Annotated in this window: 22 protein-coding genes; all 22 read right to left on the bottom strand. The window is 74.1% G+C overall.

Annotation, left to right across the window (positions count from 1 at the left end):
* A partial coding sequence (locus E1165_RS20600) for a DUF2567 domain-containing protein (protein WP_132393428.1) occupies positions 1 to 750 on the bottom strand: 750 nt, incomplete at its 3' end.
* Positions 751 to 806: 56 nt separating this feature from the next.
* Positions 807 to 2,270, bottom strand: a complete 1,464-nt coding sequence (locus tag E1165_RS20595) for an AAA family ATPase (protein ID WP_132393427.1) — start codon at positions 2,268 to 2,270, stop codon at positions 807 to 809.
* 51 nt (positions 2,271 to 2,321) lie between these two features.
* Positions 2,322 to 3,263, bottom strand: a complete 942-nt coding sequence (locus E1165_RS20590) for a hypothetical protein (protein ID WP_371687370.1) — start codon at positions 3,261 to 3,263, stop codon at positions 2,322 to 2,324.
* 1 nt (position 3,264) lies between these two features.
* Positions 3,265 to 4,209, bottom strand: a complete 945-nt coding sequence (locus E1165_RS20585) for an RluA family pseudouridine synthase (RefSeq protein WP_132393426.1) — start codon at positions 4,207 to 4,209, stop codon at positions 3,265 to 3,267.
* Complete coding sequence (lspA, locus tag E1165_RS20580; protein WP_132393425.1) at positions 4,206 to 4,826, bottom strand: signal peptidase II; 621 nt, start codon at positions 4,824 to 4,826, stop codon at positions 4,206 to 4,208. The genes E1165_RS20585 and lspA overlap by 4 nt, the downstream gene beginning before the upstream one ends.
* 66 nt (positions 4,827 to 4,892) lie before the next feature.
* The gene (locus tag E1165_RS20575) at positions 4,893 to 5,312 is read right to left on the bottom strand and encodes a TraR/DksA C4-type zinc finger protein (protein ID WP_132393424.1); all 420 of its coding nucleotides are present in this window, start codon (positions 5,310 to 5,312) and stop codon (positions 4,893 to 4,895) included.
* A gap of 219 nt (positions 5,313 to 5,531) precedes the next feature.
* The gene (locus E1165_RS20570; RefSeq protein WP_132393423.1) at positions 5,532 to 7,034 is read right to left on the bottom strand and encodes a potassium/proton antiporter; all 1,503 of its coding nucleotides are present in this window, start codon (positions 7,032 to 7,034) and stop codon (positions 5,532 to 5,534) included.
* Between the two features lie 22 nt (positions 7,035 to 7,056).
* The gene (locus tag E1165_RS20565) at positions 7,057 to 7,359 is read right to left on the bottom strand and encodes a DUF167 domain-containing protein (protein WP_132393422.1); all 303 of its coding nucleotides are present in this window, start codon (positions 7,357 to 7,359) and stop codon (positions 7,057 to 7,059) included.
* A 5-nt stretch (positions 7,360 to 7,364) separates the two neighbouring features.
* On the bottom strand, positions 7,365 to 8,189 hold the full coding sequence (locus tag E1165_RS20560) for a hypothetical protein (protein ID WP_132393421.1): 825 nt from the start codon (positions 8,187 to 8,189) through the stop codon (positions 7,365 to 7,367).
* Positions 8,190 to 8,262: 73 nt separating this feature from the next.
* A complete protein-coding gene (locus E1165_RS20555; RefSeq protein ID WP_132393420.1) occupies positions 8,263 to 9,063 on the bottom strand; it encodes a DivIVA domain-containing protein in 801 nt (266 codons plus the stop codon).
* 43 nt (positions 9,064 to 9,106) lie between these two features.
* Entirely contained in the window at positions 9,107 to 9,412 is a 306-nt protein-coding gene (locus E1165_RS20550; protein ID WP_132184669.1) for a YggT family protein, read from the bottom strand.
* Positions 9,413 to 9,440: 28 nt separating this feature from the next.
* Positions 9,441 to 10,145 (bottom strand): cell division protein SepF, encoded by a 705-nt coding sequence (locus E1165_RS20545; protein ID WP_132393419.1) that lies wholly within the window; start codon positions 10,143 to 10,145, stop codon positions 9,441 to 9,443.
* Positions 10,146 to 10,339: 194 nt separating this feature from the next.
* Positions 10,340 to 11,086 (bottom strand): YggS family pyridoxal phosphate-dependent enzyme, encoded by a 747-nt coding sequence (locus tag E1165_RS20540; protein ID WP_132393418.1) that lies wholly within the window; start codon positions 11,084 to 11,086, stop codon positions 10,340 to 10,342.
* 9 nt (positions 11,087 to 11,095) lie between these two features.
* Positions 11,096 to 12,211, bottom strand: coding sequence for a cell division protein FtsZ (ftsZ, locus tag E1165_RS20535; protein WP_132393417.1), 1,116 nt, complete (start codon positions 12,209 to 12,211; stop codon positions 11,096 to 11,098).
* A 241-nt stretch (positions 12,212 to 12,452) separates the two neighbouring features.
* On the bottom strand, positions 12,453 to 13,235 hold the full coding sequence (locus tag E1165_RS20530; RefSeq protein WP_207916973.1) for a cell division protein FtsQ/DivIB: 783 nt from the start codon (positions 13,233 to 13,235) through the stop codon (positions 12,453 to 12,455).
* Positions 13,236 to 13,267: 32 nt separating this feature from the next.
* A complete protein-coding gene (murC, locus tag E1165_RS20525; RefSeq protein ID WP_132393415.1) occupies positions 13,268 to 14,758 on the bottom strand; it encodes a UDP-N-acetylmuramate--L-alanine ligase in 1,491 nt (496 codons plus the stop codon).
* Positions 14,759 to 14,789: 31 nt separating this feature from the next.
* The gene (murG, locus tag E1165_RS20520) at positions 14,790 to 15,896 is read right to left on the bottom strand and encodes an undecaprenyldiphospho-muramoylpentapeptide beta-N-acetylglucosaminyltransferase (protein WP_132393414.1); all 1,107 of its coding nucleotides are present in this window, start codon (positions 15,894 to 15,896) and stop codon (positions 14,790 to 14,792) included.
* The gene (locus E1165_RS20515; RefSeq protein ID WP_132393429.1) at positions 15,896 to 17,314 is read right to left on the bottom strand and encodes an FtsW/RodA/SpoVE family cell cycle protein; all 1,419 of its coding nucleotides are present in this window, start codon (positions 17,312 to 17,314) and stop codon (positions 15,896 to 15,898) included. The genes murG and E1165_RS20515 overlap by 1 nt, the downstream gene beginning before the upstream one ends.
* Before the next feature lie 223 nt (positions 17,315 to 17,537).
* Positions 17,538 to 18,671 carry a phospho-N-acetylmuramoyl-pentapeptide-transferase gene (mraY, locus tag E1165_RS20510; protein ID WP_132393413.1) on the bottom strand — a complete coding sequence of 378 codons (1,134 nt, stop codon included), beginning with the start codon at positions 18,669 to 18,671 and terminating at the stop codon, positions 17,538 to 17,540.
* Positions 18,668 to 20,110 (bottom strand): UDP-N-acetylmuramoyl-tripeptide--D-alanyl-D-alanine ligase, encoded by a 1,443-nt coding sequence (murF, locus tag E1165_RS20505; RefSeq protein WP_132393412.1) that lies wholly within the window; start codon positions 20,108 to 20,110, stop codon positions 18,668 to 18,670. Before murF ends, mraY begins: the two co-directional genes overlap by 4 nt.
* On the bottom strand, positions 20,107 to 21,669 hold the full coding sequence (locus E1165_RS20500; protein ID WP_132393411.1) for a UDP-N-acetylmuramoyl-L-alanyl-D-glutamate--2,6-diaminopimelate ligase: 1,563 nt from the start codon (positions 21,667 to 21,669) through the stop codon (positions 20,107 to 20,109). The genes murF and E1165_RS20500 overlap by 4 nt, the downstream gene beginning before the upstream one ends.
* 52 nt (positions 21,670 to 21,721) lie before the next feature.
* Positions 21,722 to 22,305: penicillin-binding transpeptidase domain-containing protein (locus tag E1165_RS20495; protein ID WP_256370685.1), on the bottom strand; the 584-nt coding region annotated here is incomplete at its 5' end.

Below are 22,305 nucleotides of genomic sequence, written 5' to 3'. Positions count from 1 at the left end.
GGCAGAGGAAAGGCCGGGCAGCTCGGGCTCCGGGCGCAGCGACGGCCAACGGGACCAGCCGGCCAGCAGGGTGTACGTCACGGCGGCGGCGAACGCCGGCAGCAGCACGTTGCCGAAGGGCACCGGCAGCCCGCCGAAGACCCACTCGATGCCGCCGGCGCGCAGGTCGGCGGGCTTGCTGAAGGCGGTGCCGTCCGGGGCGCCGGCCAGCAGCCGCTCGTATGCGGACAGCCCGATGCGGCGGCCCAGCTGCCAGGCGACCAGCGAGGCCCCGAGCGCGCCGAGGGCGGCCACGCCGAGCATGGCGGGCCCCCGGCGGCGGCGCAGCACCACCCACAGCCCGATCGCGACGAGCACCCCGAACCCGAGCCCGAGCAGGCTGAACCAGCCGTCGGCGGCGATCGGCTGCTCCGGCTGCGTTTGGGCGTAGATCGCGCCGTCGGCGGTCTTGATCACGGGGGTGTCCGGTGCCACGGCGGCCCACAGCAGGCCGAGCGGCACTCCCAGCGCGGTCAGCCCGAGCAGGGTCGCGGCGGCCACCGCCACGCCGCGCCGGGGCGGCTCGACCGGCCCGTGACTGCCGGCGTACGCCGGAGGCCAGGCCAGCTCGGGCGGCGGCCAGGGGCCGGCCTGCGGCCCGGTGTCGGGCGGGACGTCCGCCCCGGGGGAGCCGGCGGATGCCGGATCGACACCGACCGGCTCGTCGGGACGGTCGACGGGGCGGTGCGGGTCGGGGGTGTCCGGGCTCACCCGACGATCTTCTCAGGTGAAGCCGTGCGGCGGGGCGCCGGTGGCCCGGCACCCCCTCAGCGGGCGAACGGCTCCAGCATCACCGCGGCGGCCCGCAGCCACGCCTGCCGGGTTTCCGGCTGGAGCTGGTGGTAGTCGATCGAGGAGCCGGTCTCCAGCGCCGGGTCGTACGGCACCACGGCCACCGCCCTGGTGCGGGTGGCGAAGTGCCGCTCCAGGTCGGCCTGGAGGCTGGTGCGGCCCGGCGTGGGGCAGGAGATCAGGGTCACCGCGTTGTCGGCCAGTTCTCCCATGCCCACCTCGTGCAGCAGGTCCAGCATCCAGTCGGCGCTGAACGCGGCGTCCTCCCGGGGCACGGTGGTCACCACGAGCTGGTCGGCGGCGTTCATGACCGTCCGCCAGTTCGGGCTCTCCACGTTGTTGCCGGTGTCCACGCAAACCACGTCGTGGGTGCGGCGCAGCAGCTCCAGCACCCGTTTGACGGTGAACTGGTCCAGCCGCTGGGCGAACCGCGGGCTCTCCTCCCCGGCCAGCACGTCGTACGAGCCGTCGGAGGCGTGCCGCAGGTAGTCGTCGAGGGCCGCCAGCAGCTCGGCGCCCTCGCGGATCTCGATGTGCGCCAGGTCGCTGATCAGGTGCCGGATCGTCCGGGCGTGTCGGGCGCTGCCGGCACGCAGCCCGAGGGTGCCCCGCAGCTCGTTGTCGTCCCACGCCAGCACGCCCCGGCCGCGCACGCTGCCGACGGTGGCCGCGGCGAGCACCGTCGCGGTGGTCTTGTGCACCCCGCCCTTCGGGTTGGCGAAGGCCAGCACCCGGGGAGTGCCCAGGTCGCGGCGGAGGACGGCGGCGGCCCGCTCCTGCTCGTCCTGCGGGGTCTGCGCGCGCCACTCGATCCGGGCCGGCTCGATCCGGGCCGGAGGGTAGCTCCGGTCGGTCGTCAACGCCGGCGGGTACGCCGGCTCGGGCTGGTAGGTCGGCTCGGGCTGGTACGCCGGCTCGGGCTGGTAGGTCGGCTCGGGCTGGTAGGTCGGCGGCTGCGGGTACGCGGGCTCGGGCGGGGCGTAGCCGGGCCGGTAGCCCTCGTCGAGCAGCGGCGCGTAGCGGGACTCCGCCGGCGGCGGCTCGTGCCGGTAGCCGTTGTCGAGCAGCGCGTACCGCGACTCGGCCACCGGTTCCGGGTACGCCGGATCGGGTCGGTAGCCCGGCTCCGGTGGGTACCCCGGCTCGGGTGGGTGGCCGGGGTGGGCACGGTACGCCGGGTCGACCCGGTACGTCCCCTCCGCCCGGTAACCGGGGTCGGCGCCGTACGTCGGCTGCGGCGGCACGACGGCCGAGCCCCGCCCGGACCAGTCGGTGCCCTGCCCACGCCGGGGCAGCGGCTCGTGCGGCGGCTCCTCCGCCCGGCGTTCGGGCTCCCCGTGCTCGGCGGCCCGGCCGCCGAGGCGGGCACGGTCGAGCAGCGCCCGCCATCGCGGGGCCGCTTCGGCCGACCGGCCCCAGCCGGTCTCGGTGCCGTCCAAGGCTCGCCCTCCCGCGCATCGATCTCCGCCTGACAGGCTACGAACGAAACCCTATTCGGACCACACCTGTGCGCGCACATCCCCTGGCGGCATCCTTGCCACATTCCGGGTCACGACGCCCGCGCGGGCCGTGTTTCGGGAGGTGGCGGCCGGTTTCGGGAGTCCGGCCCGGCCGAGGGACGGCGGTGAGGAACTGATCACGGCCGGTGCCGCTTCCGACGAATCGCCCATCGCCGGACCGGTCGGGACGAGCGCCGTGTCGGCCGGCGGCCGGGCCACGCCGCGCTGCTCGGGCAGCGGTGGGGTGAATACCGCCCGGTCCAGCCGGCGCACCTCGGGCGCCGGGTCGACGGCCCGGACGCCGGGCCGGGCGGCCACCGCCCGCAGCAGGTCCGGTTCGGCGCGTACCACCGCCGCGTAGACGCACGCACACCCCGCCCGGTACGCCTCGGCCTCCCGCGCGGCTACCTCCGCGCCGGTGTCGTACACCCGGCGCAGCTCGGCGTCGGCGGCGCCCGCCGCCCGGGCACGCTGGTCGGCGGCCTCCCGGTCCTTCCGGTCGGCCAGCGCGGACATGCCGGCGACGACGTCCCGCGGGAGCCGGTACGCCGCCAACCGGACCACCTCGGTCTGCCGGCCCGGCAGCGGCACCCGGGCGAGCACCCGGGCGGCCTCGACCTCCGCCAGCACCGCCGGCAGCCTCCCCGGCGCGAGGTAGGCGTCGAAGGACACCAGGGCGTACGCCGCGCCCGGCGGCAGCGCGGCCAGCTCCGCCCGGGCCTGCCGGGCGTACCCGGGGATCGTCTCGCCCTGCCGGACCCCGACCCGGGTGACCTCGCCGACGGTGCGGTCACCGGCCGGCGCGTCGCGGCGGCCCAGCCCGGCGGCGGTGAACAGCACCGCGCCGAGGCACAGGGCCGCCGCCCAGCCCAGCCAGCCGGGCCGGGCGCGGCGCGGTCGACCGGCCGGCGGCACGGGTGGCGGCTCGGACACGTCAGTCGCGCAGGATCGCCAGCGCGCGCGCCAGGTCGTCCGGGTACTCGCTGACGAAGGTCACCTCGTCGCCGCTGCGCGGATGCCGGAAGCTCAGCGACCGGGCGTGCAGCCACTGCCGGCTCAGCCCCAGCCGGGCGGAGAGCGTCGGGTCCGCGCCGTAGGTGAGGTCGCCCACGCACGGGTGCCGCAGGGTCGAGAGGTGCACCCGGATCTGGTGCGTCCGACCGGTTTCCAGCGTGACGTCGAGCAGGCTGGCGGCCGGGAACGCCTCCAGGGTGTCGTAGTGGGTGACGCTGGGCTTGCCGCCGGAGACCACCGCCCAGCGGTAGTCGTGGTGCGGGTGCCGGTCGATCGGGGCGTCGACGGTGCCGCGCAGCGGGTCGAGATGCCCCTGCACGACGGCGTGGTAGCGCTTCTCCACCTCGCGGTACTTGAACGCCCGCTTCAGGGCCGTGTACGCCTGCTCGCTCTTGGCCACCACCATGATGCCGGTGGTGCCCACGTCGAGGCGGTGCACCACGCCCTGGCGCTCGGCGGCGCCGCTGGTGGAGATGCGGTGCCCGATGCCGGCCAGGCCACCGATCACCGTCGGTCCGGTCCAGCCCGGGCTGGGATGGGCGGCCACCCCGACCGGCTTGTCGACCACCACGATGTCGTCGTCGGCGTGGACGACTCGCAGACCGGGCACCGCCTGCGGCACCACCGTCGGCGGGGCGGCCGGGGCGGGCAGGGTCACCTCCAGCCAGGAACCGGCCTTGACCCGGTACGAGTTCGGTCGGACGGCGCCGTCGACCAGGGCGTCGCCGGCGTCGACCAGGGCCGCCGCGACGGTGCGGGAGAGCCCGAAGAGGCGGGAGACGGCCTGGTCCAGACGCATGCCGTCGAGCCCGTCGGGGACGGGAAGGGATCGGTGGTCGCCGCCCGCGGCGAAGGCCGAGGTCACGCCCGCTCCCGCTGCCCGGCGCCGGCGCCGGACGGCGTGCCGGCGGAGTCCCCGCCCCCACCCCTGCCGAGCCGGCTGCCGTCGCGCTGGCGCCCGGTCAGTTCGAGCAGCACGGCCAGGAGCACACCGCAGACCAGGGCGCTGTCGGCGAGGTTGAACACCGGCCAGACCCGGCCGTACGGGTCGAAGAGGCTGACCATGTCCACCACGTGCCCGACGAAGTGCCCGGGCGCGCGGAAGATCCGGTCGACGAGGTTGCCGAGCGCGCCGCCGAGCACCAGGCCGAGCGAGACCGCCCAGGGCAGCGACCGCAGTCGCAGCGCCATCCAGACGATCCAGCCGACCACACCGATGGTGATCAGCGGAAAGACCCAGGTGTGGTCGGCGCCGATGCTCCAGGCCGCCCCGCTGTTGCGGGTCAGGGTCAGGTACACGGCGCCGCCGAGCAGCCGCACCGGCGGGCGGTCGTCCAGGGCCTGCAAGGCCAGGTGCTTGGTGAGCAGGTCGGCCAGCAGGGCCACCAGGGCGATGCTGGTCAGGACCACGACCGCCCGCCCGCGGGGCGTGCCGCCGCCCGGCTCGGTGGTGCCGGATCCGGCGGTCGGTGCTGTGGTCATCGACTCCCCATCGACGTCTGGGACGGCGAGGGTTTCGCCGTCTCGCGGGTCAGCGGGGAGCGAATCTCAGCGCCGCTCCTCCAGCTGCTTGCAGGTCACGCAGAGGGTCGCCGACGGGAAGGCGGCGAGCCGCTCCACGGGGATCGGGTTCCCGCACCGCTCGCACCATCCGTAGCCACCCTCGTCGAGCCGCTCCAGCGCCCGCTCGACCTGCGTGATCCGTTCCCTGATGCTGTTGGCGAGGGAGATCTCCTGCTCACGCTCTAACGTCTTGGTGCCGGTGTCGGCCTGGTCGTCCCCGGCCGAGTCGGTCAGCCGGTCGCGCTGCAGCTCGGTGATCTCGCTCAGCGTCTGATCGTACTCGGCGCGCAGCTCGTCCCGTCGGGCCGCCAGGGCCGCCCGGATCTTCTCGGTCTCCGCCGCGCTGCGGGTGGCCTTCGCCGCCGGCTTACGGCCGGCGGTCCTGGTGTCGGCTGGCTTCGCCATCGTCAGCTCCCTCAGCCGCGTCACGCGGCGGTCGGCGGTGCCAGGGGTCACCGGCCTGGCGCCCCCCATGTAACAAAACGGGCGCGCGGCGACGAGGGCCGCGCACTCCGGAGGTTGGCAAGAATACGGAACGTACAGGCGTCCGACAACGTGCCGCACCGCCGTACCGCTATTCAGCCCCGAGTAAGCCCTAATCAGGGCAAAAGGAACGCTAGCAGATCAGTCGTCCCTATCCTCCCCGTACTCGCCAAACCATCTGGCGAGGCGGCCCCGCCGGCTGACCGCCCGCAACCGCCGCTCGACCTCGTCCCGGACCGCCATGGTCGCCACGATCAGCACGCTGTCGCCAACCATCAGCCGGGTGTCCGGGCCGGGAACGAACCCCGTCCCGTCGCGCGACACCAGGGTCACCGAGGCGCCCACCGGCAGCCGCAGCTCGTCCACGTGCACCCCGGCCAGCCGGGAGCCGGGCGGCACCTCCAGCTGGAGCAGGTCCGCCCGCATCCGCTCCAGTGGGGCCGTCTCCACCCGGATCTCCGTCAACTCCGCCGGTGCGGTCACCCCCAACCGGCGGGCCGCCGAAGCCAGCGTCCCCGCCTGCAACAGGGTGAAGATCACCACCAGGACGAAGACCGCGTCGAAGAGCCGGTCGGCCCCCGGCACCCGCTCCGACAGCGGGATGGTGGCGAGCACGATCGGCACCGCCCCGCGCAGCCCCGCCCAGGACAGGAACGCCTGCTCGCGCAGCCGCAACCGGAACGGCAGCGCGGAGACGAACACCGACAGCGGCCGGGCGACCAGCAGCAGCGCCAACCCGGTCACCACGGCGGGCAGCACCGCCGCGGGCAACCGGCTCGGCGTGGCCAGCAGGCCGAGCAGCACGAAGAGCCCGATCTGGGCCAACCAGGCCAGCCCGTCGGCGAAACCCAGAATGGCCTGCCGGTGCGGCAACCGGGCGTTGCCGAGCAGCACGCCGGCCACGTAGACGGCGAGGAAACCGGAGGCGTGCAGCACCGCGCCGACGGCGTACGCCAGCACGGTGGAACCGATCACCGCGATCGGGTACAGGCCCGACGAGGGCAGCGCCTCCCGGCGCAACACGTACCGCCCGGCGAACCCGACGGCCAGGCCGACCGCCGCACCGACACCCAGCTCGTACCCGACCAGGAGCACCTCGTACCACCAGGGATGGCCCTCGGCGGCGCCGGCCGACAGCAGCACCACCAGGATCACCACCGGGGCGTCGTTGATGCCGGACTCCGCCTCCAGGGTGGCCACCAGCCGGGGCGGCAGGCGTAGCCGGCGCAGCGTGGCGAAGACCGCCGCCGCGTCGGTGGAGGAGAGCACGGCACCGTAGAGCAGAGCCAGCCGCCAGTCCAACCCGAGCAGCACGTGCACCACCGCGCCGACCACCAGGATGCTGACCAGCACTCCGACCGTGGCGAGCGCCGCCGCCATCCCGAGCACCGGGCGCAGGGTGCTCCACCGGGCGGTGAGCCCGCCCTCCGCGATGATCACGATCAGCGCGCAGAAGCCCAGCACCCGGGTCAGTTCCGCGTCGTCGAACGCGATGCCCAGGCCCGCCTCCCCGATGGCCACCCCGAGCGCCAGGTAGACCAGGAGACTCGGCACGCCGAGCCGGGTGGAGAAGCGGACCGCGCCGACGGCGACCAGCAGAACCGCGGCGCCCAGCAACAGCGCGAGGTTCAGCCCGGGCGTCACGGGGCACCGACCCGAAAGGCCCTCACCCGGCCGATCCGTCGCGCAGCCGCCGGAGCACGTCGGCCAGCTCGGGATCGGGGTGCTCGACACTGAACAGCTTGTCCCGGCTGCCCGCGCCGGTACGCAGGGACACCGCCGCCGGCCGGACGCCCAGCGCGCCGGCCAGGGCCCGGCGGGCCGCCTCGGTGGCCCGGCCGTCGACCGCCGGGGCGTTCACCGCGATGACCAGTGCCGGACCGTGCGGGCCGTCGAAGCGGCCCCCGACCCGGGCGCGGGACGCCCCGGGCTTGACCCGCACGGCGACGGTGAGCGCGTTCTCGGGCATCGGGGTCAACGCGGCGGGGCGTCGGCGAGCAGGGTGGTGTCCGGCGCGCAGGCCGCGCACGGTGTGAACCCGAGCGAGACCGCCTCGAAGACCGGCAGCGGCTCGTCGTCGCGCCCGAACAGGTGCGGGCAGGAGGCGAGGTGGTAGCGGGGGCGGCCGTCGACGACCCGCACCTCGGCGTCGAGCCGGGCGACCCGGGCGGCGTCGGCGGGCGACACACGCTGGACCTCCGGCTCGTCGTCGGGGCAGACCGCGCCGCCGACCGGATCGACGCGCTCCGGCGCGTCCGGTGTGGGCTCGACGCGCTGCGGGGCGTCCGGTGCGGGCGCGGGGCTCACCGGCCACCACGGTCCGGTGAGGTCGCCGTCCGGGCCACGCTCGGCCACGCCGGCGGACTCCCACGGCCCGCTGGCCTCGTCGGCCGGGACGTGGCGGGTCGTCACGGCACCCGGCTCCCCCGGGGCGGGCGACTCCCACAGGCCGTCCCCGACTCCGGTCGCCGGCGGCTCGGGCGGTTGCCGCCACCCGTCGCCACCGGCGCCGACCGTCGGGGGCACGTGCTGGACAGGGATCTCCGGCTGCACCGGGGCCTGGGCGGCCGGTGGTGCGGTCGGACGGAACGTGCCCGTGAACCCCCATGCCGTACGCGGTCCGACCCGTTGACCCGTCGCCCGGGCGGCGGCCACCTGGCGGGCGCCGGCCACCAACGCGACGGCGGCCAACAGGCTCACCGCGATGGAACTGACCAACAGGGCGCTGGAACCGTCGGTGAGACCGAGGACCAGCAGCACCACGGCGACGAGGATGAGCAGCAGACTTGCGACTAGCACGGCTCACCCCCGCCGCGTCGTGTCGGTGTGACGCGGTCGGCGGCCCGTCCGGGGACGATCGCCGACCGTCGGATCAGCGGCCGGCTTCGAGAGCGCCGGAGCGACCGCCGCCGTACGAACCGGCGAGACCGGCGGCGGCCAGACCGTTGCCGCCGACGGCACGACTGCCGTCGGCGCGGGTCATCTCGGCCTCCAGGCCCTGACCACGGCCGTCGAGGTCACGCAGCTGGCTCTCGAGGTAGGCCTTGAGCCGGGTGCGGTACTCGCGCTCGAACTGCTTGAGCTCCTCGATGTGCTTCTGCAACGCGGTGCGCTTGGCGTCCAGGCCGCCCATGGCCTCCTGGTGCCGCTGGCGGGCGTCGCGCTCCAGCGCGTCGGCCTTGGCGCGGGCCTCGCGGGTTACCTCCTCGGCCTTCGACCGGGCCTCGGAGAGAAGCTGGTCGGCCTCGCGGCGGGCGTCGGAGACGTGGTCGTCGGCGGTCCGCTGGGCCATCATCAGCACCCGCAGCGCCTGCTGCTCGCCGTCGCCGGCGCTGGCCGGTACGCCGGTGGCGCGCACCTGCTCCAGCTCGGCCTGCATCGCCCGGGCGGCCTGCTCGGCCGCGGCCTTGTCGCGCTGCACCCGGTCGAGCTGGGCCTTGACGTCGTTGAGCTCGGCGGCGAGGCGGGCGTCACCGCCGGGGCCGGCCGGAGCACCGCCACGACCGCCGCGCTCCACCTGGGCGCGCAGCTCGTTGTTCTCCTCGATCAGACGGGCGAGCTCGCGCTCGACCTCGTCCAGGAAGGCGTCGACCTCCTCCTCGTCGTACCCCCGCTTGCCGATCGGCGGCTTCTTGAAGGCGACGTTATGGACGTCAGCCGGGGTCAGCGGCATCGAAACTCCTCGGGTCAGTTGCGGCCGCGTAGCGTGCCGGTCATCAGGAAACCGCGATGATCGACGGCGTCAACACAAACCTCATCAGCACGAACAGGATAACCAGGAGCACAAGCGAGGCCAGGTCGATGCTCACGGTACCAATTCGCAACGGAGGGATCACACGCCTCAACGCCTTGAGAGGGGGATCAGTGACGCTCCACACGGATTCCAGGCCTGCCGACGCTCCGCGGCCCGGCTGCCACCGGCGGCCGTACTGAAGGACGGCGCCCAGGACGAACCGGGCCAGGAGCACGATCAGGAAGACATACAGGATCAGGTACAGCACCTGCAACAGGATCGACAACACGGTAGGCGACGTCCCTCGGTCGGGCGGACTAGCTCAGGCTGAAAAAGCCGCCCTCAGCGATCTTGGCCTTGTCCTCAGCGGTGACCTGGACGTTGGCCGGTGAGAGCAGGAACACCCGGTTGGTCACGCGCTCGATCGTACCGCGCAGCCCGAAGGCGAGCCCGGCGGCGAAGTCCACCAGTCGACGGGCGTCGGCCTCGTCCATCTCGGTGAGGTTGATGATCACCGGTACGCCGTCGCGGAAGTGCTCGCCGATGGTGCGCGCCTCCCGGTAGGTCGTCGGGTGAAGGGTGGTGATCTGGTACCGCTGCTCCTCCTCGGCCGCCACCGTCCGCTCGCGCGGCTGGGCCTGCGGAGCCAGGGCGAGGTTGTCCCGGGTGTGGTACGACAGCGCGCCCGAGGTGTCCCCCTGGCCGGAGCGGGTGATCGAGCGCACACTGGACCGCTCGGCGCGCTCCGGGCGCTCCGGGCGCTCGTCGTCGGCCCGCTCGGCCTCCACCGCACGGCTCGTCACACGGTCGCCGAGCCGGCCCCGGTCACCGAGCCGCGGACGCGGCGCCGGCGGCTCCTCCGCCTCGTCGTCATCGTCGTCGGCGAACTCCTCGGCGTACCGGCTCGACCGGTACCGCGACTCGCGGTAACCCGGCTTGTCGTAGCCACCGTCGTCGTAGGCCCGCTCGTCGTCCTCCTCGACGAGACCGAGCCAGACCCCCGCCTTGCGCAGTGCACCCATCCCGCGCCCTTCCGTCCGCCGTGCGGCACGCACCCCCGTGCCGTGTCGCCGTGATCACGAGTGGACATCCCATGCCCACCGGATCGGAGCGGCAATCCCCGACGGACGTTTCGCGGCCGCCCGCCGTGGCCCCCCGAGCACAGGGACGCCGTTCCTGAACAACACTGATGTAATTTGCTTCTATCGCGGCCAGGCTACCGCAGCGTGGGACGCATTCCGAGCAACGCGCTACCGACGCGGACATGTGTCGCGCCGTGGGCGACGGCCTGTTCCAGGTCGCCGCTCATCCCCGCCGAGAGCGCCGTCGCCTGCGGGTACCGCTGCCGCAACCGTTCCGCCACCTCGGCGAGCCGGGCGAACGCCCGCTCCGGCTCCCAGCCCAGCGGGGCCACCGCCATCAGCCCGGCCAGCCGCAGCCCGGTCGCGCCGGCGAGCGCGTCGGCGACCGGGTCCAGGCCCCGGTCCGGGTCGGCCGAGCCGGGCAACGCCCCGCCGCGGGCCGGATCGCCGTCGATGCTCACCTGCACCAGAGCGTCCAGCGGCCGGTCCCGGCCGGTGGTCGCGGCGGCGTCCAACGCCCGGGCCAGCCGGACGCTGTCCACCGAGTGCACGACGTCGGCGTAGCGGACCACCGAGCGGGCCTTGTTGCGCTGCAACTGGCCGATGAAGTGCCAGCGGACGTGTACCCCGGCGGCGGTCACCTCGGCCGCCTTCGGCCCGGCCTCCTGGTCGCGGTTCTCGCCCACGTCGGTCACCCCGAGCCCGGCCAGCGCGAGCACGTCGCCGGCCGGGTACGTCTTGGTGACCGCGATCATGGTCACCTCGGCACGGTCCCGGCCGGCGGCGGCGCAGGCGTCGGCGATCCGGGTACGGACCCGGGCCAGCCCGGCGGCGAGCTCGGCCCGTCGGTCGGGTCGGACCGTGGTGGGTTGGTCGGTCATCGGCGGCGCTCAGGAACCGTTCTTGAGGAAGTCGGGCACGTCCACGTCGTCGAAGAGCACCCGGCGCGGCGACTGCTGCGGCGCGGGATGCGTCGTCGGCTGCGTCACCGGCGGGGTCTGCGGGGCCGGCTGGTTCTGGTTGGTCTTGCGCGGCGACTCGGCCGCCTTGTACGCCGGCGCACCCCCGTCGAAGCCCGCCGCGATCACGGTGACCCGCACCTCGTCACCGAGCGCGTCGTCGATCACCGCCCCGAAGATGATGTTCGCGTCCGGGTGAGCCGCGTCGGTGACCAGCTGGGCGGCGTCGTTGATCTCGAACAGGCCGAGGTCGGAGCCGCCGGCGATGGAGAGCAGCACGCCGCGCGCGCCGTCCATGCTCTGCTCCAGCAACGGGCTGGAGATGGCCGCCTCGGCCGCCTCCACCGCGCGGTTCTCGCCGCGGGCGCTGCCGATGCCCATCAACGCGCTGCCCGCGCCGCTCATCACACTCTTGACGTCGGCGAAGTCCAGGTTGATCAGACCCGGCGTGGTGATCAGGTCGGTGATGCCCTGGACACCGGAGAGGAGCACCTGGTCGGCGGTGCGGAAGGCGTCCATCATGGAGATGTTGCGGTCGCCGAGCGCGAGCAGCCGGTCGTTCGGGATGACGATCAGCGTGTCGCACTGGTTGCGCAGCTCGTCTATCCCGGACTCGGCCTGCACCTGGCGACGCTTGCCCTCGAACGAGAACGGCCGGGTCACCACGCCGATGGTGAGCGCGCCCAGCTTCCGGGCGATGTTCGCCACCACCGGCGCCCCGCCGGTGCCGGTGCCACCGCCCTCGCCGCAGGTCACGAAGACCATGTCGGCTCCCTTGAGGACCTCCTCGATCTCGTCGCGGTGGTCCTCGGCGGCGTTCTTGCCGACGTCCGGGTTGGCGCCCGCCCCGAGCCCGCGGGTCAGCTCCCGGCCGACGTCGAGCTTGACGTCGGCGTCGCTCATCAGCAGCGCCTGGGCGTCCGTGTTGATCGCGATGAACTCGACGCCCTTGAGCCCAACCTCGATCATCCGGTTGACGGCGTTGACGCCGCCACCGCCGATGCCGACGACCTTGATGACCGCCAGGTAGTTGTGCGGAGGTGTCATCTCCGGTCCTTTCCCTTCGAGATTGGCTCGGCCGACCGGGTACGGCGAGGCCAGACCAGCGGTCGACGACAGCTGTCACCAGTGAGACTTCGGGGGTAAACCCTCACCCTCTACTAGAGGCTTACGGTTATGTCAACCACTGATCCTCTTCGGGGCAACGTAAGCGCCGCCGCGCGATGAGCCAAGGACCTGCCCGGCGTGTCGCCGCCAATGGCGGGACGACTCACGTACCGCGCCGACCTCATCGGAACGTCACCACGTCCGGCGCGCTGACATCGATCGTGTCGGCCTTCCGACCGAGCAGCGCGGTGGCCACCCGGGCCTTGTCCAAAGCGCGGGTGGCGTCCCCCCAGACCACCGTACGATCCCCACGCAGGGTCAGGCTGATCCGGGCCAGCCCCGCCACGGTGAGCTCGGTGAGCTCGGCACGCAACTGCGGGGTGAGCGCCCCCAGCACCTCCAGCGCCGCCCGGGTGCCCGGGTCGTCCGGCCCCGGGGCGGCCAGCCGGACCACCGGCAGCCCGTCCGGCACACCGTCCACCGTCCGGAACACCACCCCGTTGCCGTCGATCACGACGTACCGCCCCTCGCGCGGCACCGCCGCCGCGCCGGTCCGCTCGACCAACGTCACCACCAGCGTCCCCGGCCAGTCCCGGGTCACCGTGACCCGCTCCACCGGAGGCAGCCTGCCGATGCGGCGGGCGGTCGCGGCCAGGTCGACCCGGGCCAGCGGCACGCCGTCCGGCACCGCCGCGGCGTCCCGCACCTCGACCGGGGTGAGCAGCTCCGCCCCGACCACACGCACCTCCCGCACGCCGAACAGCCCGGTGCCGAGCAGCGTCCAGGCGACCAGACCGACGACGGCGAGCACACCACCGGCCACCGCCCAGGGCAACGCCGCCCGCATCCGACGCCGCCGCGCCCGGGCCATGAACCGCCGGGTCGACGGCGGGACGGCGTCGCTGCCCGCCCGGACCAGCTGCCAGCGGCGGACCGGGCCACGCCGGGGGCCACCACCGTCCACACCGGCGGCACGTCCCCGCGCCGGACCGGGGCTCATCCGGCGGCGGAGGCCGCGCCGTCCGGGTCGACGGCAGCGCCGAGGGCCGTCGTGCCAGCGGCGCCCCCGGCCCGGGCCAGCAGGGCGTCGAGGAGCTGATCGCCCATCAGGGAGATCGGTGGCGCGCCCATGGTCACCACCACGTCACCGGGGCGGGCCCGCCGTGCCACCTCGACCGGGGCGTCGTCCCAGGAGTCCACGAAGACCTTGTGCGCCTCGGCCAGCGGGACCGCCTCGACCAGCGCGGCCGAACCCTCCCCCGGCTGGCGCGCCTCACCCGGGCCGAAGACCTCCAGCAGCACCAGTTCGTCGGCGATCCCCAGCGCCGCCGCGATCTCGGCCTGCAGGTCGCGGGTGCGGTAGAGCCGGTAGGGCTGGAACACCACGATCAGCCGGCCGTCCCCGGCCACCTCGCGCAGCGTCCGCAACGCCAGCGTCATCGAGGTCGGGTGGTACGCGTACTCGTCGTAGACCAGCACGCCGTCGGCGACGCCCTTGCGCTCGAAGCGTCGACGCACGCCGGGAAACGCGCCCAGCGCCGCCTCCGCCGCCTCGACCGGCAGCTCCAGCAGGTACGCGGCGAGCACCGCCGAGGCGCTGTTGAGCCCCATGTGCCGGCCGGGGACCGGCAGCCGGATCTCGCCCAGCGAGCGGCCCTCGATCTCGGCCAGGTAGCGCACCCCCTGGGCGGAGGAGGCGATCCCGCTCAACCGCAGGTCGGCGTCGACCGCCTCGCCGTACGTCCACACCCGACGCCCCTCGGCGCGCAGCGTCTCGGCCATCCGCCGGCCGCCCGGGTCGTCGGCGCAGGTGACGATGAACCCGTCCGGGTCGGTGAGCCGGGCGAACTCGGCGAAGGCCGCCTCCAGGTTGGCCAGGTCGCCGTAGGTGTTCAGGTGGTCGGCCTCGACGTTCGTGATGATCGAGACGTACGGGCGGTAGATCAGGAACGAGCGGTCGCTCTCGTCCGCCTCCACCACGAAGTACTCGCCGGTGCCGTGGTGCGCGCCGGAGCCGACCTCGGAGATCTCCCCGCCGATGACGAAGGACGGGTCGGTGCCGGCCTGCTGGAGCACCATCGTCACCATCGAGGTGGTGGTGGTCTTGCCGTGGGTGCCGGCGACGGCCACGGTGCGCCGGCCGGTCATCGCCGCGGCCAGCGCCTCCGAGCGGTGCAGCACCCGCAGGCCACGCCGGCGGGCCTCGACCATCTCCAGGTGGTCTGGCGGGATGGCCGAGGAGTAGACGACCGTGTCCACGCCGTCGAGGTTCGACGCCTCGTGGCTCATGTGGATCGTTCCGCCCAGCGCGCGCAGGCCGGCCAGGGACGGCCACTCGCGCAGCTCACTGCCGGACACCGGCAGGCCACGGGTGAGGAAGAGCCGGGCCAGGCCGCTCATGCCGACCCCACCCACCCCGATCAGGTGGATCCGGCCCAGGTCCTCCGCGGTGAGCGTGCCGGCCGGGGTGAACTGCGCGGTGTTCATGAGGCGTACCTTCCCGTCGCGGCGGCGGGCCTCATCGGGCCACCGCCTCGTAGACGAAGTTCAGCAGGGCCACGTCGCCGTCGCGTCGCCCGTACGCGGCCGCGGCGGCGCCCATCGCGTGCAGCCGGCGCGGGTCGCGCAGCAGCGGGACCACGGTGCGCTCCAGCCAGGCCGGGGTCAGCTCGGCGTCGTCGACCAGCAGCCCGCCGCCGGCCTCGACCACCGGCAGCGCGTTGCGCTTCTGCTCCTGGTTCGAGTGCGGGTACGGCACGTAGATGGTGGGCAGCCCGATGGCGGCCACCTCGGCGCAGGTCATCGCCCCGCCCCGGGCCAACATCAGGTCGGCGGCGGCGTAGCCCAGCTCCATCTCGGACAGGTAGGGCAGGGCCACGTACGGCACCGGCAGGTCGGTGGGGACCGGCACCGGCTCGTTGCGGGCGCCCATCACGTGCAACACCTGCACGCCGTTGCGGGCCAGCTCCTTGGCCGCGCCGGAGACCGCCAGGTTGATCGAACGGGCGCCCTGCGAGCCGCCGGCGACGAAGAGCACCGGCAGGTCGGGACGGAGTCCGAAGTGGGCCCGGGCGGCGTCGCGCAGGGCGTTGCGGTCCAGTCCGGCGATGCCCCGGCGCAGCGGCACACCCACCACCCGGGCGTCACGCAGCGACTCGGCCTGGGCCGGCTGGTGCGGGAAGCCCACCGCGACGTTCTTCGTGAACTTCATGCCGAGCCGGTTGGCCACGCCCGGCGGGACGTTCACCTCGTGGATGACGATCGGCAGCTCCCGCCGCCAGGCGGCGAGGTAACCGGGGACGGAGACGTACCCGCCGAAGCCGACCACCACCTCGGCCCGCACCTCCTCGATCACCTTGCCGGCGGCGCGGGCCGCCTTCCACATCCGGTCCGGGGTGCGCACCAGGCTCATGTTGACCGAGCGGGGCAGCTGGTAGGCGGGAATCTGCCGCAGGTCGTAGCCGGCCGGCGGGATCAGCTCGTTCTCCAGGCCCTTGGGGGTGCCGAGGCAGGTGATCCGGACGCCCGGGTCGTGTCGGCGCAGGCAGTCGGCGAAGGCGAGCAGCGGGTAGATGTGGCCACCCGTGCCCCCTCCGCAGAGCACCACCGAACGCAGCGGACCCATCAGCGTCTCCTCTCGCTCGCCGTGCCGCCCCGGCCCCGGGTCTGCCGGGCGCCCAGCGGCGCGGCCTGGTCGTCGGACCGCCGCGCTCGCGACCGGGGTACGGACCCTCGGGCAGCCGGTGGCGACGCCGGGTGGCGACGCCGGCCGGGAAGCGGCGGCAACGGGGCCCAGACTAGTCGGACCCATCGGGCCGGTGGACGGGCGTGCAGGGCTCGGGCCGCGTCGGGCTCGGCGCGGGCGAAGGAGGCGAGCATGCCGATCGCCGCGAGCGTCACGACCAGGGCGCTGCCGCCGTCGGAGATGAACGGCAGCGGCACCCCGGTCAGTGGCAGCAACCCGGTCACCCCACCGACGTTGATCACGGCTTGGCCGACCAGCCAGGCGGTGACGCCCGCGGCGGCGAGCCGGCGGAACGGGTCCTCCACCCGGCGGGCGATCCGCAGCCCGGTGTAGGCCAGCACCGCGAACAGGGTGAGCACCACGACGCAGCCGACCACCCCCAGCTCCTCGGCGATGACGGCGAAGATGAAGTCGTTGTGCGCCTCGGGCAGCCAGCCGAACTTCAGGCCGCTCTTGCCCAGCCCGACCCCGAACCAGCCGCCCTGCTCGATGGCGTACCGGGCCTGGATGAGCTGGTAGCAGTTCGGCAGCTCCTGCTCGAAGCAGGTCTTCGGGTCCGGTGGGTCGAGCCACATGGTCAACCGGCCCAGCCGGTAGTTGTCGGCGTCGCGCGAGCCGGAGCCGGCACCGAGCGAGGCGGCGGCGACCAACAGGCCGACGCCGAGCAGCCCGGCCGCGGACAGCGCGGCGAAGACCCGCATCCGTACGCCGGCCGCCCAGAGCAGCCCCACCACCAGCGCCAGCAGACAGAGCATGCTGCCCAGGTCGTTGTAGCCGACCAGCACGAAGAGCAGCCCGACCACCGGGAACAGCGGGGTGGCCAACTCCTTCCACCAGCCCAGGGCGGCGCCCTTGCGGGCCAGCACGTGCGCGCCCCACAGCACCAGCGCGAACTTGGCCACCTCGACCGGCTGGATCGAGACCGGGCCGAGGTAGAGCCAGAGCAGCCTGGCGGAGAGCGGGCCGATCGAGCCCACCTCGAACAGCGCCTCCAGGGCCACCAGCAGGTTGAGCAGGAGCAGCAGCGCCACCGCGACGCCGAGCGCGGGCCGGCTCAGGGCCCGGAAGCTGCGGGCGGGCAGCCGCTGGCAGGCCCAGAACGCGACCACGCCGATCACCGCGAAGATGGCCTGCTTGGTCACCGAGGCGGCGGCGTCGCCGTTCTTGGTGGCGTAGTCCATCACGCTGGTCGCGGAGAAGACCATGGTGAGGCCGATCAGCAGCAGCAGGCCGGCGCTGGACAGCAGCAGGTAGTAGGAGGCCAGCGGGCGGGCCAGCAGGCCGCGTAGCGCCGCCAGGCCGCCGGTCACGTCCAGACCCGCCGGCGCCGGCGGATCCGTGGTACGCCCCGTGCCCCGCCGAGACGGGCCCTGTGTCGTCGTGCCGGTTGTCGGTTCCTCCCCCACCTGCTCATCATCGCGGTTGCGGCGCACCGGTTCCGGTCGTTCGGTCCGGTCGGCGTGTCGAAATACGAAACGGGGGCGCCTGGGCTATGGCGCCCCCGTTCGCGTTGCCACCGGTTCAGCCCATGTGGGCCAGGAAGTCGCTGTAGAACAGCCCGAGGGCGATGGCCACACCGATGCCGGCGATGATCCAGAAGCGCACCACGATGTTGACCTCGCTCCAGCCGGCGAGCTCGAAGTGGTGCTGGAGGGGTGACATCCGGAACACCCGCTTGCCGGTGGTCCGGAACGAGATGATCTGGATCACCACCGACATCGTGATGATCACGAAGAGCCCGCCGATGATCGGCAGCAGCAGGATCGTCCGGGTGGACATCGCCATCCCGGCGATCAGGCCGCCCAGTCCCAGCGCGCCGGTGTCGCCCATGAAGATCCGCGCCGGTGAGGTGTTCCACCAGAGGAAGCCCACACAGGCCCCGGCCGCCGCCCCGGCGATCAACGCGATCTCCAGCGGATCCCGGACCGTGTAGCAGTAGTTGTTCGGGTCCCTCATGTAGGCCTCGTCGGCGCACCAGTGTCGGTACTGCCAGAACGCGATCAGCGCGTACGCGGCGAGCACCATCACCGAGGCGCCGGTGGCCAGGCCGTCCAGGCCGTCGGTGAGGTTCACCCCGTTGGTCGCCGCCATCACCACGAAGATGAAGACGATCACCGCGCCGACCTTGGTGAGGTCCAGCGCCGGGATGTCCCGGATGAAACTCAGCGTGGTGCTGCCGACGGTCTCCGTGTTGGTGACCGCCCCCGAGGGGCCGGTCATGCTGCTCGGGAAGTACAGCGCCACGACGCCGAAGACCGCCCCGACCAGGATCTGGCCGAACAGCTTGCCCCGCTTGTTGAGCCCGCCGCTGTGCCGCTTGCGGACCTTGAGGAAGTCGTCGATGAAGCCGACCGCGCCGGAGAAGACCATCAGCCCCAGCAGCACCAGCGCGGTGATGGTGGGTTCCACCTGGGCGATCTGCGCGTCCGGGAGGGTGGTCAGGGCCAGGTGACCGGCGACGTACGCGATCACCGTGGCCAGGATGAAGACCACGCCGCCCATCGTCGGCGTGCCCTTCTTGCCCTGGTGCATGGCCGGGCCCTCGGCCCGGATCGGCTGGCCCGCCTTGAGCCGGGTGAACACCCGGATCGCGATCGGGGTGCAGAGCAACGACACCAGGAACGCCACGCCGATGGCGACGATGACGGCCCTCACGCCGCGCCCTCCCCGGCCGCGACGGCGGGACGCGCCGGCTCGCTTCCCGCGTTCCCCCCGGGGGCCGCCACGCGCAGCGCGTCGGCCACCTCCCAGGTGCGGTACCGGGAGCCCTTCACCAGGACGACGTCGCCCGGTCGTAGCTCGCTGCGCAGCACCTCGACGGCCGCCGCCTGATCGGTGAGCAGCACCGACTCTCCTCCCCAGTCACTTACCGCTGTCGCGCCCTCGTGGATCGGCGCGGCCGGCTCACCCACCACGAGCAGCCGGTCGACACCGAGCTCGGCCACCAGCCGGCCGACCTCCCGGTGCCCCTCGCGTTCGTAGTCGCCCAGCTCGGCCATGTAGCCGAGCGCGGCGAAGGCCCGCCCACCCCGGCGCATGCCGGCCAGCGCCCGCAGCGCCACCGCCATCGACGCCGGGTTGGCGTTGTACGAGTCGTCGATTACGGTGACCCCGTCGGGCCGTTCGAAGACGTCCATCCGACGGGTCGAGACCAGCCCCAGCTCGCCCAGGGCCGCCGCCACCTCGTCCAGCGGCATCCCCAGCTCGCGGACCACCGCCGCGGCGGCGAGCGAGTTGGAGACCTGGTGCCGGCCGGTCAGCCCGAGCCGTACCGGCGCGCTCCCCTCCGGGGTGACCAGGGTGTACGACGCCCGTCCCCGGTCGTCCAGGGCCACGTCCACCGCCCGGACGTCGGCGTGCGCCGCCTCGCCGTACCGGACCACCCGGGCGCCGGTCCGGGCCGCCATCGCGTCGACCAGCGGGTCGTCGGCGTTCAGCACGGCCAGCCCGTCGGCCGGCAACGACTCGACCAGTTCCCCCTTGGCCACCGCGATGTTCTCCCTTGAGCCGAACTCGCCCAGGTGCGCCACCCCGACGTTGAGCACCACGGAGATCCGCGGCGGCACCACCTCGCACAGGTACCGCACGTGCCCGATCCCCCGGGCGCCCTTCTCCAGCACCAGGAAACGGGTCCGCGGCGTGGCCTGCAACGCCGTGTACGGATGCCCCAGCTCGTTGTTGAACGAGCCGGGCGGGGCCACCGTGGGCCCGAGCCGGACGGTGAGCTGGGCGATCAGGTCCTTGGTGGTGGTCTTACCCGACGAGCCGGTCAACCCGATCACGGTCAGCTCCGGCAGCCGGTCCACCACGGCGCGGGCCAGCCGGCCCATCGCGGTCAGCGCGTCGTCCACCAGCACCATCGGCACCCCGGGCAGCTCGCGGGTGCCGAGCACCGCCACCGCGCCGGAGGCCACCGCGGCGGCGGCGTAGTCGTGCCCGTCGACCTGCTCGCCGGGGAAGGCGACGAAGAGCGCCCCGGCGGTGACCTTGCGGGAGTCGAACTCGACCGGACCGGTCACCCGGGCCCCCGGGTCGGCGGCGAGCAGCCGTCCCTCGACGGCCGCGGCGACCTCCGCCAGGCTCAGCGCGATCACGGCCGGCCCGCCCGGTCGCCGAAGCGGGCGCCCAGCGCCGCCGCCAGCTCCACCCGGTCGTCGAACGGGTGCACCTCGCCGGCGATCTCCTGGCCCCGCTCGTGCCCCTTGCCGAGCACCGCCACCACGTCGCCGGGATCGGCCAGCCGCACCGCCTCGCCGATGGCGGCCCGCCGCCCCGGCACCTCGATGATCCGGGCCGTCGTGCCCGCCGCGTACGCCCCGGCGAGCACCTCCGCCCGGATCGCGGCCGGATCCTCGGTGCGCGGGTTGTCGTCGGTCACCACCACCACGTCCGCTCCCTCCGCCGCGGCGGCGCCCATCACCGGCCGCTTGCCCCGGTCCCGGTCACCACCGGCGCCGATCACGCAGAGCAGCCGCCGGGCGCCCGTCTCGCGCAGGGCCGCCAGCGCGGCCACCACCGCGTCGGTCTTGTGCGCGTAGTCGACCACACCGCGTACCGGCGCGTCCCCGCTGACCAGCTCCAGCCGCCCCGGGACGCCGCCGCAGGCGGCCACCCCCCGGGCGGCGGTCGCCGGGTCGACCCCGACCGCCACCAGGCTGGCGATGGCCAGCAGCGCGTTGGCGACGTTGTGCCGGCCGGGCAGGGCCACCCCGGCGGGCACGACCACCCCGCCGGGACCGTGCGCGGTGAACCGCTGGGCGTACCCCTCGCCGCCGACCTCGCCGGCCCACCAGGTGGCGGTGGGATCACCGGCCGCCGAGTAGCTGACGGTGGCCGGCTTGAACAGCGGGCGCAGCGCCGGGTCGTCGTGGTTGAGCACCTCGACCGCGCAGCGGCCGTCGAAGAGCCTCGCCTTCGCCGCGAAGTAGTCCGCCGCGTCGGCGTGGAAGTCCAGGTGGTCGGAGCCGAAGTTGGTGTACCCGCCGACGCCGAACCGGACCCCGCCGACCCGTCCCATCGCCAGGGCGTGGCTGGAGACCTCCATCACCAGCGCCGTCACCCCCCGTTCCCGGGCGGCGGCCAGCATGGCGTGCAGGTCGGTCGCCTCGGGGGTGGTGCGCACGCTGTCGACGACCACATCGCCCAGGCGGGTCTCGACGGTGCCGATCAGCCCGGTGACGTGGCCGGCGGCGCGCAGGCCGGACTCCACCAGGTAGGCGGTGGAGGTCTTGCCGGCGGTGCCGGTGATCCCGATGACGGTCAGCGCGTCGGTCGGGTCGCCGTAGACGGCGGAGGCGAGGTCGCCCAGCACCGCCCGGGGATCGTCGGCCACCAGGGCGGGCAGTCCGGCCTCGGCCACCGCGGCGGCGCCCGCCGGGTCGGTGAGGGCGGCCACCGCGCCGGCGGCCGCCGCTTCGGTGGCGAACTCCGCGCCGTGCCGGCGGGCGCCGGGCAGCGCGGCGTACAGGTCGCCGGGGCGGACCTCCTGGCTGGCATGGGTCGCCCCGGTCACCGCCAGGTCGGCGGCACCATCCGGCGGCGCCAGCGCGAGCCGGGCGGCGAGGTCGCCGAGCCGGAGTCCGGGCACGGAACGGGGACGTGGATTGCCGGGCACGGCGTCAGACCCTACCCGGTCGTCCGGTTCCGGCCGCACAGCCGCCCCGGTGGTTCGTCCGCACCCACCGATGATGTCCCGCCGTACCTGCTCAGCGCGGAAAGACCTCGAACTTCGGGGCCTTGCCGCCGGACGGGGGCACCTTGTAGTGGCGCAACGTGAAGCCCATCATCTCGCGGAACGCCGGGGCGGCGACGGCGCCACCCTCGCCCCCCGGGCTCCACACGAAGACCGCCACCACGTACCGGGGGTTCTCCGCCGGGGCCATCCCGATGAACGAGCCGACCTCGCCGGGCTGCTTCACGCCGTTCGCCAGCCGCCAGCCGGTGCCGGTCTTGCCGGCGACCCGGTACCCGGGCACGGCGGCGGCCAGCCCGGTGGCGTGGTCGACGGTCGTCACCGCCTCCAGGATGGTGCGCAGCGCGGCGGCGTTGGCCGGGCTCAGCACCGACCGGGTGGCCGGCGGCTCGGCCGGGGTACGCCGGCCGGTCTGCCCGTCGATGATCTCCTTGATCAGGCGCGGCGGGACGTAGGTGCCGTCGTTGGCGATGGCCGCGTACGCGGCGGCCATCTGTAGCGGCGTGGCGTCGACGCTGTGCCCGATCGGCACCGACCCGTACGACGACCCGCTCCACTCCTCGGCGGGCAGCAGCCGCCCCGACGCCTCCCCCGGCA

The sequence above is a fragment of the Micromonospora sp. KC723 genome (assembly GCF_004348595.1).
GTDB lineage: Bacteria > Actinomycetota > Actinomycetes > Mycobacteriales > Micromonosporaceae > Micromonospora.
This window is presented reverse-complemented; position numbering and strand designations above follow the sequence as displayed.

Coding starts and splice junctions, on each gene's coding strand:
- E1165_RS20545 (WP_132393419.1), bottom strand. CDS start 10,145: ATGGGTGCACTGCGCAAGGCGGGGGTCTGGCTCGGTCTCGTCGAGGAG.
- E1165_RS20565 (WP_132393422.1), bottom strand. CDS start 7,359: ATGCCCGAGAACGCGCTCACCGTCGCCGTGCGGGTCAAGCCCGGGGCG.
- ftsZ (WP_132393417.1), bottom strand. CDS start 12,211: ATGACACCTCCGCACAACTACCTGGCGGTCATCAAGGTCGTCGGCATC.
- E1165_RS20555 (WP_132393420.1), bottom strand. CDS start 9,063: ATGCCGCTGACCCCGGCTGACGTCCATAACGTCGCCTTCAAGAAGCCG.
- murC (WP_132393415.1), bottom strand. CDS start 14,758: ATGAACACCGCGCAGTTCACCCCGGCCGGCACGCTCACCGCGGAGGAC.
- E1165_RS20575 (WP_132393424.1), bottom strand. CDS start 5,312: ATGGCGAAGCCAGCCGACACCAGGACCGCCGGCCGTAAGCCGGCGGCG.
- E1165_RS20540 (WP_132393418.1), bottom strand. CDS start 11,086: ATGACCGACCAACCCACCACGGTCCGACCCGACCGACGGGCCGAGCTC.
- murG (WP_132393414.1), bottom strand. CDS start 15,896: ATGGGTCCGCTGCGTTCGGTGGTGCTCTGCGGAGGGGGCACGGGTGGC.
- lspA (WP_132393425.1), bottom strand. CDS start 4,826: ATGACCACAGCACCGACCGCCGGATCCGGCACCACCGAGCCGGGCGGC.